The sequence below is a fragment of the Arthrobacter sp. Y3223065 genome (assembly GCF_059090885.1).
This window is the reverse complement of record NZ_JBNHGC010000002.1, coordinates 483,504-496,364: the sequence shown is the minus strand read 5'-3', so window position 1 is coordinate 496,364 and position 12,861 is coordinate 483,504. Positions and strand designations below refer to the sequence as shown.

General features: G+C 68.3%; 9 protein-coding genes. 3 read left to right on the top strand and 6 right to left on the bottom strand.

The annotated features are described in order from the left end of the window. Positions 1–73 precede the first annotated feature (73 nt). Genes mgrA through glgX form a run of 5 tightly spaced genes read right to left on the bottom strand, consistent with a single transcriptional unit; the run spans position 74 to position 9,231 of the window. A complete protein-coding gene (gene mgrA / locus AC5RUK_RS07310) occupies positions 74–1,114 on the bottom strand; it encodes an L-glyceraldehyde 3-phosphate reductase (protein WP_494151762.1) in 1,041 nt (346 codons plus the stop codon). A gap of 23 nt (positions 1,115–1,137) precedes the next feature. Next, positions 1,138–2,850: a bifunctional ADP-dependent NAD(P)H-hydrate dehydratase/NAD(P)H-hydrate epimerase gene (locus tag AC5RUK_RS07305; RefSeq protein ID WP_494151761.1), complete on the bottom strand. Its 1,713-nt coding sequence runs from the start codon at positions 2,848–2,850 to the stop codon at positions 1,138–1,140. A 14-nt stretch (positions 2,851–2,864) separates the two neighbouring features. Continuing rightward, positions 2,865–4,670, bottom strand: a complete 1,806-nt coding sequence (treZ, locus tag AC5RUK_RS07300; RefSeq protein ID WP_494151760.1) for a malto-oligosyltrehalose trehalohydrolase — start codon at positions 4,668–4,670, stop codon at positions 2,865–2,867. Next, the gene (treY, locus tag AC5RUK_RS07295) at positions 4,667–6,976 is read right to left on the bottom strand and encodes a malto-oligosyltrehalose synthase (RefSeq protein ID WP_494151759.1); all 2,310 of its coding nucleotides are present in this window, start codon (positions 6,974–6,976) and stop codon (positions 4,667–4,669) included. The genes treZ and treY overlap by 4 nt, the downstream gene beginning before the upstream one ends. Continuing rightward, positions 6,973–9,231, bottom strand: a complete 2,259-nt coding sequence (gene glgX / locus AC5RUK_RS07290; protein ID WP_494107676.1) for a glycogen debranching protein GlgX — start codon at positions 9,229–9,231, stop codon at positions 6,973–6,975. The genes treY and glgX overlap by 4 nt, the downstream gene beginning before the upstream one ends. 292 nt (positions 9,232–9,523) lie before the next feature. Here glgX and AC5RUK_RS07285 point away from each other — a divergent pair, with 292 nt between their 5' ends. From AC5RUK_RS07285 to AC5RUK_RS07275, 3 genes are all read left to right on the top strand, one after another. Then, positions 9,524–11,209, top strand: a complete 1,686-nt coding sequence (locus AC5RUK_RS07285; RefSeq protein ID WP_494151758.1) for a glycoside hydrolase family 10-like protein — start codon at positions 9,524–9,526, stop codon at positions 11,207–11,209. A gap of 16 nt (positions 11,210–11,225) precedes the next feature. Continuing rightward, the gene (locus AC5RUK_RS07280; RefSeq protein ID WP_494151757.1) at positions 11,226–11,591 is read left to right on the top strand and encodes a TfoX/Sxy family protein; all 366 of its coding nucleotides are present in this window, start codon (positions 11,226–11,228) and stop codon (positions 11,589–11,591) included. Between the two features lie 185 nt (positions 11,592–11,776). Beyond that, entirely contained in the window at positions 11,777–12,337 is a 561-nt protein-coding gene (locus AC5RUK_RS07275) for a dihydrofolate reductase family protein (RefSeq protein WP_494151756.1), read from the top strand. A gap of 33 nt (positions 12,338–12,370) precedes the next feature. Here AC5RUK_RS07275 and AC5RUK_RS07270 read toward each other — a convergent pair whose 3' ends face one another. Next, positions 12,371–12,721, bottom strand: a complete 351-nt coding sequence (locus AC5RUK_RS07270; RefSeq protein WP_493988942.1) for a holo-ACP synthase — start codon at positions 12,719–12,721, stop codon at positions 12,371–12,373. Positions 12,722–12,861 lie beyond the last annotated feature (140 nt).

Genomic DNA, 12,861 nt, shown 5'->3' with positions numbered 1-12,861 from the left:
CGTCACGCGGTTTTTCCGCGCTGGATCCTCGGCCGGCCGGACCGTTTACTCATCGCCGCCGACCAGCCGCCCCCTAGCCCTTCGGCTTCCAGATGTTGATGTCGGAGTCCACCGCGAACCGGTTGATCGCGTCGGCTTCCTCGGTCGTGAAGTCCAGTTTGGCCACGGCGGCGAGGCTGTCCTCCAGCTGCTGCACGCTCGAGGCCCCGATCAAGGCCGAGGCGACGGGAGCGCCCTTGGCTTGCCGGCGAAGCACCCAGGCGATGGCCAGCTGCGCCAATGACTGGCCGCGGTCGGCCGCCAGTTGGTTCAGGCCGCGGACGCGGTCCAGATTCTCGTCGGAGAGCATCTGCGGGAACAGCGACTTGTCCTGCGCGGCGCGGGAGTCTTTGGGGACACCGTTCAGGTAGCGGTCCGTGAGCAAGCCTTGGGCCAGCGGCGAGAACGCGATGCAACCCATGCCTTCGTCCGCCAGGACTTCCAGCAGATTCGGGCTGCCGCCTTCCACCCAGCGGTTGAGCATGGAGTACGACGGCTGGTGGATCAGCAGCGGGGTCCCCAGCGCGCGCATGATCCGTGCGGCTTCCCGGGTCTGCTCGGCCGTGTAGGAAGAGATGCCCGCGTACATGGCCTTGCCGGAGCGGACGGCTTGGTCGAGCGCCCCCATCGTCTCTTCAAGGGGGGTGTTCGGATCGGGCCGGTGGCTATAGAAGATGTCCACGTAGTCCAGGCCCATCCGCTTCAGCGAGGCGTCCAGGCTGGAGAGGAGGTATTTGCGCGAACCCCACTCGCCGTACGGGCCAGGCCACATCAGGTAGCCGGCCTTGGTGGAGATCACCAGTTCGTCACGGTAGGGCAGGAAATCCTTGCGCATGTGCCGGCCGAAATTGGTTTCGGCGCTGCCCTCCGGCGGGCCGTAGTTGTTGGCCACATCGAAGTGCGTCACCCCGAGGTCGAAGGCCCGGCGCAGGATGGCGCCCTGCACTTCGAACGGCTTGTCGTCGCCGAAGTTGTGCCAGAGGCCCAGCGAGACGGCAGGCAGCTTCAGTCCGCTGCGGCCCACCCGGCGGTAGGGGATGTTCTGGTACCGGTTCTCGTCAGCCTCATACGCCATCCCTTCATCATGCCATCGTGCGGCTACCGGTTCCGACCGGCGATGATCCTGCCCACAACCGCGGGCAGGACGGCGCTGACATCTGAGGCCGCCAAGGGTGCGCCCGGTGACGACGACGGCGAGGCCCGCCTTCCGGCGCGTCCGCCACTGCTCTCCGTCCCCCGCGGCTGCAGCGGCGCCCCGCTGTCCCGCCCTGCAGTGCCCTGCCCCGAGGCCTCCGTCGCGGCGAGCCCGTGCAGGCAGGCGCCCATGGCAGCCACCACCGCACCGTGCTCGGCCGCGGCGAACCCGGCCGCGTCCAGGTCTTCGGTCCGGATGGTCGCGGCGAGCGCGCCGAGGATCCCGGCCAGCGTGTCGCCCGACCCTGCCGTGGCAAGCCAAACCGGCCCGTCGTCCTGGCTGAACAGGGCGCCGTCCGGTGCGGCGATCACCGTCACGGACCCCTTGAGCAGCACGGTGGCCCCGGTGAGCCCGGCGGCCAGGGCGGCGAACTCTGCGGGTGCCGCTTCGATATGCTCCCGGTCGGTCTCCACCCCCTGGGCTTCGAGGATGCGCACCAGTTCGCCGGCGTGCGGCGTCAGGACCACCCGGGGCCCCGGCTCCGCGGGCAGCACGTCGAAGGCACCGGCATCGGCAATTACCGGCAGCCCGGAAGCCAGGGCATCCCCGGCCCGCCGGCGCTGGTCCGCGTCGCCGTCGGTTCCCGGACCCACCAGCCACGCCTGGACATGGGAATCGGCGACGGCATCCTGCGAGCAGACTGCTTCGGGGGTCAGCGCGTTGATCTGGCGGCAAACCTCGGTCGGGCCGAGATAGCGGATCATGCCCACACCGGTGGCGGCCGCCGCCCGGGTCGCGAGCAGCGCCGCCCCGGGATAGGACGCAGATCCGGCGGCGACGCCGAGCACCCCGCGGGTGTACTTGTGGTCCGTGCGGCGCGGTACGGGCCACAGTCCGGCCAGATCCCGCGCCTGGAGCCGCCGCAGCCGCGGTGCCGGAAGCAGCTGCCCGATACCGATATCCACCGTTTGGACCCGGCCGGAGAGCGCCGCGGCGGGATCCAGCAACAGGCCGGTCTTGGCGCCGCCGAAGGTGACCGTGAGGTCCGCCGGGAGCACGGGTTGGTGCACCTCGCCGGTCTCGGCGTTGACGCCACTGGGCAGGTCGCACGCCACGACGCGCGGGCGGCGACGGTGGCCCTGCCCGGATTCGAGGACCGCCTGGACCAGCTCCCGGGCAAGTCCCCGCAGCGCCCCGGACGCGCCGGTGCCCAGAATCCCATCGACCAGCACGTCTGCGGCGGAACAGGTCTCGACTGCCTCGCGGATTGCCGGCGTCGCCTCGCGCAGCTCCGGACCCTCGGAACCCTCCGGAACCTGACGGACCGGGTCCCCGTCGGCTCCTTCCGCCGCCAGCCGCAGCACCGATCCTCCTGCCTGCTCGAAGGCGGCCAACGCCCCCGCGTGCACCCGCTCCGAGGTGAGCACCGCCGTCGCCATGGCGCCGCGGCGGGCCACCGAAGCCGCGGCGAAGAGGGCGTCGCCGCCGTTGTTGCCGCTGCCGGCCAGCACCACCAGCCGGGCACCATAGACCCCGCCCCGGGCGCGCTTGAGTTCCCGGATGACGGCGGCCGCCAGCCCGGCCGCGGCGCGGGCCATCAGCAGCGGTCCTTGCCCGGCGTCCAGCAGCGGCCGTTCGGCGGCGCGGATGTCCTCCGGAGACCAGGCTCGGATCATGCCATCCTCCCGGTTCAGCGGGCGGGGCCGCTGCGGACTATGGCGGCCGAGTGTGCCGGCAGCACCAGCCGACCGGATGCAGCGGCGTCCCCGGACGCAGTCCCGGCTGTGCCGGCGTTGCCCCCGGCGGCGAGCTTGGCGCCGTCGTCGGTCGCCAGGACCAGGGTGCCCGTCCCGGCTGGGAGCCGCCGTGGCTCGGCGGAGAAGTTGCAGCAGATCGCGAAGGAGCCCCGACGCAGGATCAGCCAGCCTTCCTCCGCGTCTGACTCTACCGACGCGGACGCGAAGTCCGGTTCCGTCAGCTCAGGATGCTGCTTTCGGAGGGCGATCAGCCGGGTGTAGAGCTCGAGGAGCCGGGCATGGTCACCCGTTTGCGGCTCGGCCCAGTCCAGCTTGGAGTTGCGGAACGTCGCCGGGTCCTGCGGATCGGGCACTGCCTCCGGGTCCCAGCCCATCCGCTCGAACTCTTTGAGCCTGCCGGCAGAGGTCGCCTCGCCGAGCTCCGGTTCGGGATGGGAGGTGAAGAATTGCCACGGCGTGGACGCCGCGAACTCCTCGCCCATGAAGACCATCGGCGTAAACGGAGACATCAGGTTCAGCACGGCGGCCAGCGCCAGCTGCCCGTAGCCGAGGGTGCCGGTGAGCCGGTCTCCGGCGGCGCGGTTGCCGATCTGGTCGTGGTTCTGGGTGCAGACCACCAGTTGCCGGGCCGTCACCCGGTCCTTGTTGATGGGCCGGCCGTGGTGCCGTTCCCGGAACGAGGAGTAGCTGCCGTCGTGGAAGAAACCGTCCCGCAGCACCTTTTCCAGCGCTCCCAGGCCGGCAAAGTCGGCGTAGTAGCCGCTGGTTTCGCCGGTGAGGTTCACGTGCACGGCGTGGTGGAAGTCGTCGCTCCACTGGCCGGCCAGGCCGTAGCCGTTTACCTCCCGGGACTCGATCAGCCGCGGATTGTTGAGGTCGGACTCGGCGATCAGGAACAACGGCTTATCCAGCCGGGCGGCGCATTCGTCCGTCGCCTTCGCGATCTCCTCGAGGATGTGCACGGCGCGTTCGTCCCGCAGCGCATGCACCGCATCCAGGCGCAAGCCGTCCACATGGTAGTCGCGGAACCACATCAGCACGTTGTCGGTGATGAAGCGGCGGACCTCATCCGAACCGGGTCCGTCCAGGTTCACGGAGTCGCCCCAGGTGTTGGCGCTGCCGCTGCTCAAATACGGTCCGAACCGCGGCAGGTAGTTTCCGCTGGGACCCAGGTGGTTGTACACTACGTCCTGGATGACGCCGATGCCGTTGGCGTGCGCGGCATCCACAAACCGCTGGTAGGCGGCCGGCCCGCCGTAACTTTCCTGCACGGCGTACCAGAGCACCCCGTCGTAGCCCCAGTTGTGCGTGCCGTTGAACGCGTTGACCGGCAGCAGTTCCACATAATCCACCCCGAGCCCGGCCAGGTAGTCGAGCTTGGCCGCGGCGGAATCCAACGTGCCCTCGGAGGTGAACGTGCCGATGTGCAGTTCGTAGATCACCCCGCCGAGCCCGGGTGAAACCCAGTCCTGGTCCTGCCAGGGGTGGGCCCCGGCGTCGAAGGTCCGGGACATGCCGTGGACCCCGTCCGGCTGGCGGCGCGACCGGGGATCCGGCAGCACCGAGTCCCCGCCGTCCAGCAGATAGCCGTAGTCGGTGTCCCCCTCGGGTACGGCGGCGGGGTCGGCCAGACGCCACCAGCCGGCGTCGTCCGGCCCCTGCATCGGCAGCCGTGCGGCGCCGGCCTGCAGTTCCAGCCTGCCGGCACGGGGTGCCCACACCGCGAAGTCCCGGCTCATGACGACTCCTCCTGTTCGCGCACCAGCAGCGCCACCGGCAGTTCCGCCAGCAACCCGGCCACCGGCAGGACGCCGTCGCAGGCGTGGCTCCGCCCGCTCAGCACATCGCGGTATTCTCCGGCGGGAAGGACGACGGCGGTGTCCCGCCACCCGCCGTCGCGCTGCAGCCGCACCGGCAGCCTGGTGGCCAGCGTGATGGCGCCGCCGCGGTCGAAGCCGAACGCGTGGTCGGCGGCGGGGCCTTGTACCGGAATGGCCTCGTAGCCGGTGAACAGCTCCGGCCGGTCGCGGCGCAACCGGAGGGCCCGGGCGACCACCAGCATCTTGGCCGCCGCGCCTTCGTCCACCGGCGGCGTCCCGTCCCGTTCCAGGTTGTCCAGCGCCTGGAGCCGGGCGTTGAAGTCCACCGGCCGGCGGTTGTCCGGGTCCACGAGCGAATGGTCCCAGAACTCGGTTCCCTGGTAGACATCGGGCACTCCGGGCATGGTCAGCTGGATGAGCTTGGCCGAGAGCGAGTTGCTCCAGCCGAACGGCTTGGTCTTCTCCGCCAGCCCGACCAGCAGCCGGTTCACCTCCGGGTCGTCGAAGGCCGCGTCCACGGCGGCATGGAGTTGTTTTTCGAAGTCGGGGTCCGGGTCGATCCACGAGGTGCTGTTGCCCGCTTCCCGGGCGGCCTTCTCCGCGTACGCATGGGCACGTTCCCGGCTGAACGGCCAGGCCCCCAGCGCTGCCTGCCAGAGCAGGTCCGCGAACGGCAGGTCCCCGAAGGGTGCCAGCCGGTTGAGCTCCGCCAGCCAATCCGGCCACTGGTCCGCCAGTTCGGCGAGCACCGAGATGCGGGCCCGGGTGTCCTCGCTGCGCTTCGTGTCGTGGGTGGACAGGGTGGTCATGGCGAGCGGCAGGTCCTGCTGCCGGCGGATCAACCGGGTGTGGAGCTCGAACGGCTCCACCGCGAAGATCGACGGGTCCGCCCCCACCTCGTTCAGGGACGTCAGGCGCGTATAGCGGTAGAACGCGGTGTCTTCCACTCCCTTGGCCATCACCATGCCGGAGGTCTGCTGGAACCGCACCGCGAGTTTGGTCAGCACCCCCTGCGGATGCAGCAGCGGCAGCAGGATGGTGACGGCTTCGGCCAGGTCCGGGCGGCGGACCTGGGCGGCGATCCCGGCTTCCTCCAGGTACTGCGCGCCGACCGGCAGGTAGCTCCGGTACACCGGGAAGCAGCTGAGCAGTTCGGCGATCGCATCCGCCGCCGTCTCGAAGTCCAGGCCGGCGCCGGCCGGAACCAGCCGGGCCAGGCGCAGCACCTCGGAGCGCAGGATACCGTCGGCGATGCCCCGCTTGGTGCCGTGGATCATGTGCTGGTACGGCTGGACGGGGGCCGCGTCGGTGAGGCGTTCCCGCCCGTCGGGATCGACCAGCAGCCGGTCCACGTCCGCCAGCGCGTCGTACCCGGTGGTACCCGCGCAGGCCCAGTCGGCCGGCAGCTCCTCCCCCGGCTCCAGGATCTTCTCCACCAGGACGTAGGCGCCGCCGGTCAGCTCCTGCAGCCGCTGGAGATAGCCCTTCGGATCCGCCAGCCCGTCCGGATGGTCCACGCGCAGCCCGTCGACCAGGCCTTCGTCAAACCAGCGCTTGATCTCGGCGTGGGATTCATCGAAGACCCACGGCACCTCCACCCGGACTCCGGCCAGGGAGTTGACGCCGAAGAACCGGCGGTAATTAAGTTCGGCGTCGGCCCGCCGCCAGTTCACCAACTGGTAGTGCTGGCGCTCATGGACTTCGCGGGCAGTAGCGCCGTCGTCGCCCGTCCCCTCGGCCAGGGGGAAGCGGTGGTCGTAGTAGCGCAGCTCCCCGCCGGCCAGTTCCAACGCCTCGAGCTCCGCGTCGCCGTCGCCCAGCACGGGAAGCCGGAGCTTGCCGCCGCCGGCGTCCCAGTCGATGTCGAACGCTTCGGCATAGGGCGACCCGCGGCCCTCGGCCAGCAGTGACCACCACCAGCGGTTGTTGGCCGCCGTGGCCACCCCCATGTGGTTCGGGACGATGTCGACCAGGACGCCCATCCCGGCCTTGCGTGCGGCGGCAGAAAGGGTCCGCAGCCCGTCGATCCCGCCCCGGGCAGGATCCACCGCGCCGAAGTCGACCACATCGTAGCCGTGATCGGAACCCGGCTCCGCGGTCAGTAGCGGCGACAAGTACACCCAGTCGATGCCGAGCCGGTGCAGGTAGGGCAGCAGCCCGGCGGCGTCATACAGCGTGAACGATTCCCTGATCTGCAGCCGGTAGGTCGACGCCGGGGCCCTCATCCTTTCGCCTGCCCCTGCTCGCCCCCGGCGACCTGCTGCCCGGGTTCCCCGGGCGGCTCGGGCCGGGCCTGCCCGGACCCGGCCGTCCGATCCGCCTCGGCCATCGCCGCAACGGAGGCTGCGACCGAGTGGTCTGGCTCTTCTTCCGGCGCCCTGTGGGCCTTGAGGACCACCGTCGACTTGGCGGCGACCGGAACCTTCGTTCCGGCCTTCAGCGGGCCGGGCAGGTGTTCGCCGCCGGCCGTGTCGATGATGATGTCCCAGGCGGCCGAATATTCCCCCGGCGGCAACACGAACGGCACCTCGTCGTCGGCGGCGTTGAAGTACACCAGGAAATGCTCATCGGTGATCCGTTGCCCGCGGTCGTCGCGCCCGCGGATGCCCTGGCCGTTGAGGAAGACGCCGATGCAGCGGCCGAGGGCCTCGTCCCAGTCCTCGGGCTCCATCGGTGTTCCCTCAGTGGTGAGCCAGACAACGTCGCTCAACGGCTCGCCCTGGCCCCGGCGGACCGGCTTTCCGTCGAAGAACAACCGCCGCCGGAAGGTCGGGTGCTCGGCCCGCAACCGGTTGATGGTGGCGACGAACTCGAGCAGCGGCTGGTCCATGTTGTTCCAGTCCACCCAGGACAGCTCCGAGTCCTGGCAGTACACGTTGTTGTTGCCCTGCTGGGTGCGTCCCAGCTCATCCCCGTGCGCGATCATCGGCACGCCCTGGCTCAGCAGCAGGGTAGCCAGGAAGTTCCGCTGCTGGCGGGCGCGCAGGGTGAGGACCGCCGGGTCATCGGAGGGCCCCTCTACTCCGCAGTTCCACGAGCGGTTGTGCGATTCGCCGTCGTTATTGTCTTCGCCGTTGGCCTCGTTGTGTTTCTCGTTGTAGGACACCAGGTCCCGCAACGTGAACCCGTCATGGGCGGTGACGAAGTTGATGGAGGCAACCGGGCGCCGCCCCGTGGCCTCGTACAGGTCCGAGGAGCCGGTGATGCGCGAGGCAAATTCGCCCAGAGTGGAGGGTTCGCCCCGCCAAAAATCGCGGACGGTGTCCCGGTACAGGCCGTTCCACTCGGTCCACAGCGGCGGGAAGTTGCCCACCTGGTAGCCGCCAGGACCGATGTCCCAGGGTTCGGCAATGAGTTTGGTTTGGGAAACGATCGGATCCTGCTGCACCATTTCGAAGAAGGTCGACAGCCGGTCCACGTCGTAGAACTCGCGGGCCAGGGTGGAGGCCAGGTCGAAACGGAATCCGTCCACGTGCATCTCGGACGCCCAATAGCGCAGCGAGTCCATCAGCAGCTGCAGCGAATGGGGATGGCGCACGTTCAGCGAATTTCCCGTGCCGGTGTAGTCCATGTAGTACTGCTGCTGGTCCTCGACCAGCCGGTAGTAGGCGGCGTTGTCGAGTCCGCGGAAGGACAGCGTCGGGCCCAGGTGGTTGCCCTCGGCCGTGTGGTTGTAGACGACGTCGAGGATCACCTCGATGCCGGCCAGATGCAGTTCCCGGACCATCGCCTTGAACTCCTGCACCTGCTGGCCGGTATCGCCGGAGGAACAATACGTGTTCTGCGGGGCGAAGAAGCCGATGGTGTTGTAGCCCCAGTAGTTGGAGAGCCCCTTCTCCTGGAGCGTGCTGTCGTTGACGAACTGGTGGACCGGCATCAGCTCGATGGCGGTGACGCCCAGCTTCTGCAGATGCTCGATGACCGCCGGATGCGCGATGCCGGCGTAGGTGCCGCGCTGTTCTTCCGGGATTTCCGGGTGCAGCTGGGTCAGGCCCTTCACGTGCGCTTCGTAAATCACCGAGCGGTGGTAGGGCGTGCGCGGCTTGCGGTCGCCGTCCCAATCGAAGAACGGGTTGACGACGACGCCGAGCATCATGTGCGCCGCCGAGTCCTCGTCGTTGCGGGAATCCTCGTCCCCGAAGTTGTAGCCGAACAGTGGCTGGGCCCAGTCGATCTGGCCGCTGACGGCCTTCGCGTAGGGGTCCAGCAGCAGCTTGTTCACATTGCAGCGCTGCCCCTGGCCCGGGTCGTTAGGCCCGTCCACGCGGAAGCCGTACTTCTGGCCCGGCTGGACTTGCGGAAGGTAGCAGTGCCATACGTAGCCGTCGACGTCCTTGAGCTCGATCCTCGTCTCGGCACCGTCGTCGTCGAACAGGCACAGGAATACGGCCTCCGCTGCTTCGCTGAACACGGCGAAATTGGTGCCGTTGCCGTCATACGTGGCACCCAACGGATAGGCGTCTCCCGGCCAAACTTCCATGTGCAAACTCCTGATGATCGGTTGTGGTCCCTGATCCCTTCATACCTCATGGTCCGGACAATGGATATCCACGGTTGTCCGGCTGACGGGCAAATCGAGGCTGCGCGGCAGGCGGTTCCAGCCATCGGCCCGGTGCTCGTTGCGTTGGACACACGGGCGGTGGTCAACCCTCAACGCCAACCCCGCCCCGGCGGCATCGCCGCGGCTGCCCAATGGTTTCAACCACTGTCGGAGGGACCAACGCGGGCGTATTGTTGAGCTACCATCAGGTTCTCGTGAGGCAGGGCTGGCCATGACTGGCAGCGATTCCGGTTCCAGAGGCGTTGTCTCCCGGCGCCAATTCACGACGGCGACGGCCCTCACCATGCTCGGCGCGGCAGGCCTGTTGGGCGGCAGCCTATCCCGCGCCGCAACCGCCCCCGGTCCCGACGGTCCGCTCGCACTAAGCCTCGCGGCGGCGGTCATCAACAGGGTCTACCGCATCACCGCCCGTGAACGGCCGCGGGTCACGGACGCGCCCAAGCACGAGTTCCGGGGCTTCTGGCTCTCCACCGTGCTGAACATCGACTGGCCCTCGCGCCCCGGCCTGGCGGCGGACGTTCAGCAGGCCGAACTGCGCAACTGGCTGGACCTTGCCCGCAGCCGAAACCTGAACGCCGTGCTGTTGCAGGTCCGTCCCGCAGCAGACGTCTTTTGGCCGTCGACCGCGGGAGAGCCCTGGTCCCGGTATCTGACCGGCACCCAAGGACGGAATCCCGGTTACGATCCGCTGGCCTACGCGGTCAGCCAGGCGCATGCCCGCAACCTGCACCTGCACGCGTGGTTCAACCCGTTCCGCGTGTCCATGACGGGGGACCTGGCGGACCTGATCTCCTGGCATCCGGCGCGGAAGAACCCGAGTTGGACCTTCGCCTACGGTGGCCGGCGCTATTACAACCCCGGCATCCCCGCCGTCCGCAGCTACATCATCAAGGTGATCACCGAGGTGGTGGCCAAGTACGACGTCGACGGCATCCACCTCGACGACTATTTCTATCCCTACCCGGTCGCGGGGCAAAGCATCCCGGACTCCGCCGCCTACAATGCCTACCGGTTGGCCGGCGAGAGCGTGGCGAACTTCCGGCGGCGCAGCGTCAATACTTTCGTCCGCGACCTCAGTGCCGCGATTTATGCGGCCAAGCCGCGGATGCTGTTCGGCATCAGCCCGTTTGGGATCTGGCGCAACCGATCGACCGATAGTTTGGGCTCCGCTACCTCCGGCCTGCAGAGCTACGACGCCACGTTCGCCGACTCCCGGCTCTGGGTGAAGCAAGGCTGGCTGGACTACGTGGTCCCGCAGCTGTACTGGCACCAAGGCAATGCGGCTGCGGACTACAACACGCTGGTGAATTGGTGGGCGGCACAGGTGAACGGCACCGTCTGCAAGCTCTACATCGGGGAGGCGGCCTACAAAGTGGGCGACCCCGCCCAGGGGGCCGACTGGCAGGACCCCCGCGAGCTGTACAACCACACGGCGAAGTGCCGGGCAACGCCGGGGGTGAGGGGCCAGGTCTACTTCTCCGCCAAGTCCGTCCGGGCCAATCGGCTGGGCAGCATCGGCCTCGTCAAGGACAAGTTCTACCGGCGCGTGGCGATGACCCCGGTGATGTCCCATCTGGGCTCCCAGCGTCCCTACGCGCCGCTGATCACCGGCGCCCGGTGGAACGGATCCGGCGTCGAGCTCATTTGGCGGGGTGCAACGAGCGGGACGCTGCCCCGGCACTATGCCATCTACCGCTGGGAGTCCACGGGCGCCGAGGCGGCGTTCATTCCCTCGCAGGCGGGAGCCCTCCGGCGCGTGCACCGCCGCCGCGGCAATCCCGAGAGCTTCGTGGACACGGGCGCCGTTCGCGGACGCACGTATTGGTACGTTGTGGTCGGCATGAGCGATCTCATGGTCGAATCGGCGGCGGCATCCGCCATCTTCATACGAGCCTGATGCTCGGTACGAAGCGATGACGCCTGCCTCCCCATCAGATCGCGAAAAGGACCTTGTCCTGCTGGAAACTCTTGCCGGCCGGTTTTCGGATGACCCGCTGGTCGAAAGCGGCACGATGTTCCGCAGTCCAGGACTGCGGGTGGGTGGAAAGATCTTCGCGTTCCTCGGTCATGACGACCGCCTGATCGTGAAGGTTCCGCGGCAGCGGGCGGAAGAGTTTGTTGCTTCCGGAGCGGCGGAACCGGTCACGATGGGAAAGAGGACCATGAAGGAATGGGTCGCTTTCCCTGCCGTGGCCAACAATTCGGCGGCCACCGAGCGGCTGTGGCTCAGCGTCGTCGACGAGGCGTATGCGTACGTCAAGAGCCTGGGCGGCAACTGACGGCCGGGCACCGTTACTGCATCGCACGCTTTTCCTGGAATGAGCCCGGATCCGGTCCGTCCAACGACGACGACGAACGCGGTGGCGCAGTGAACCGGGACGACCACCCGACCTTCCGCTGATGGGGAAGGTCGGAAACAATGGGCGGACGCTCCCCCGCCGTGCCGAATAGCCCAGGAGTCATCGTGGCAAAGCTGCTGTATTCCGCAATCATGTCTCTCGACGGCTACATTGCCGACCAGGACGGCAACTTCGACTGGAGCGTTCCCGACGAGGAGGTGCACTCCTTCGTCAATGACCTGGAACGACGCGTAGGCACCTATCTCTTCGGGCGCCGCATGTACGAGGTCATGGTCGTCTGGGAAACCGTGCCCACGGGCCCGGAGGTCCCGCCCTTGGAACGGGACTTCGCCGAGTCATGGCTGGGAAAGGACAAGGTGGTCTACTCCCGGACGCTACAAACGACTTCAAGCAGCCGGACACGGATCGAACGGGACTTCGATCCGGAGGCCGTGCGGCGCATGAAGGCCTCGGCATCGGCGGACCTGAGCATCAGCGGGCCCGACCTCGCCAGCCACGCTTTCACGGCAGGCCTGGTGGATGAATGCCTGTTTTTCGTCTCGCCGGTCGTGGTGGGCGGCGGGAAGCGCTTTCTGGCCGAAGACCTGAAAGTGGGCCTCGAACTGCTGGACGAGCATCGCTTCGGCAACGGCGTCGTGTACCTGCACTATCGGGTGGTAGGTTAGCCCGCCCCACAACGGGTGTCCGCCAACTGGCCGCTACTTCTCGGCGACCGCCATGGCTGTTGCCAGATCGCCGTCGTGGCTCATGGACAGGTGCCAGAACTTCACGCCCTTGGCCGCCGAGGCGGCGGCCACCGTGCCGGTAAATTCCGGATACGGGTCTCCGCCGGCGTCGACGCAGATGGTGCAGTCCTGCCAGTTCATGCCGGACGGGGCCCCCAGTGCCTTGGCGATCGCTTCCTTGGCAGCGAAGCGGGCGGCCAGGGACCGGGTGTTGAGTTCCCGCTCGGCCGGCGTGAACAGTCGCTCGAGCAAAGCCGGGGTGCGCTGCAGCTGACGGCGGAACCTGGAAACTTCCACCACGTCCACGCCGATGCCCACGATCATTTTTCGGCTCCCGCCCGAACGGACCACGGCGAGCGGGCACACCGCGGTGCCAGCACCGGCTCCCCCGTGGAGATCAGGGTGCACCGCACGGGCGGCACCGACAGCAGCCGGACGCGCCGCCGCAGCGCCGCCCGGCGGGC

Excerpts from the sequence above, each read along its gene's own strand:
- mgrA (WP_494151762.1), bottom strand. The coding sequence starts at position 1,114 with ATGGCGTATGAGGCTGACGAGAACCGGTACCAGAACATCCCCTACCGC.
- AC5RUK_RS07305 (WP_494151761.1), bottom strand. The coding sequence starts at position 2,850 with ATGATCCGAGCCTGGTCTCCGGAGGACATCCGCGCCGCCGAACGGCCG.
- treZ (WP_494151760.1), bottom strand. The coding sequence starts at position 4,670 with ATGAGCCGGGACTTCGCGGTGTGGGCACCCCGTGCCGGCAGGCTGGAA.
- treY (WP_494151759.1), bottom strand. The coding sequence starts at position 6,976 with ATGAGGGCCCCGGCGTCGACCTACCGGCTGCAGATCAGGGAATCGTTC.
- glgX (WP_494107676.1), bottom strand. The coding sequence starts at position 9,231 with ATGGAAGTTTGGCCGGGAGACGCCTATCCGTTGGGTGCCACGTATGAC.
- AC5RUK_RS07285 (WP_494151758.1), top strand. The coding sequence starts at position 9,524 with ATGACTGGCAGCGATTCCGGTTCCAGAGGCGTTGTCTCCCGGCGCCAA.
- AC5RUK_RS07280 (WP_494151757.1), top strand. The coding sequence starts at position 11,226 with ATGACGCCTGCCTCCCCATCAGATCGCGAAAAGGACCTTGTCCTGCTG.
- AC5RUK_RS07270 (WP_493988942.1), bottom strand. The coding sequence starts at position 12,721 with ATGATCGTGGGCATCGGCGTGGACGTGGTGGAAGTTTCCAGGTTCCGC.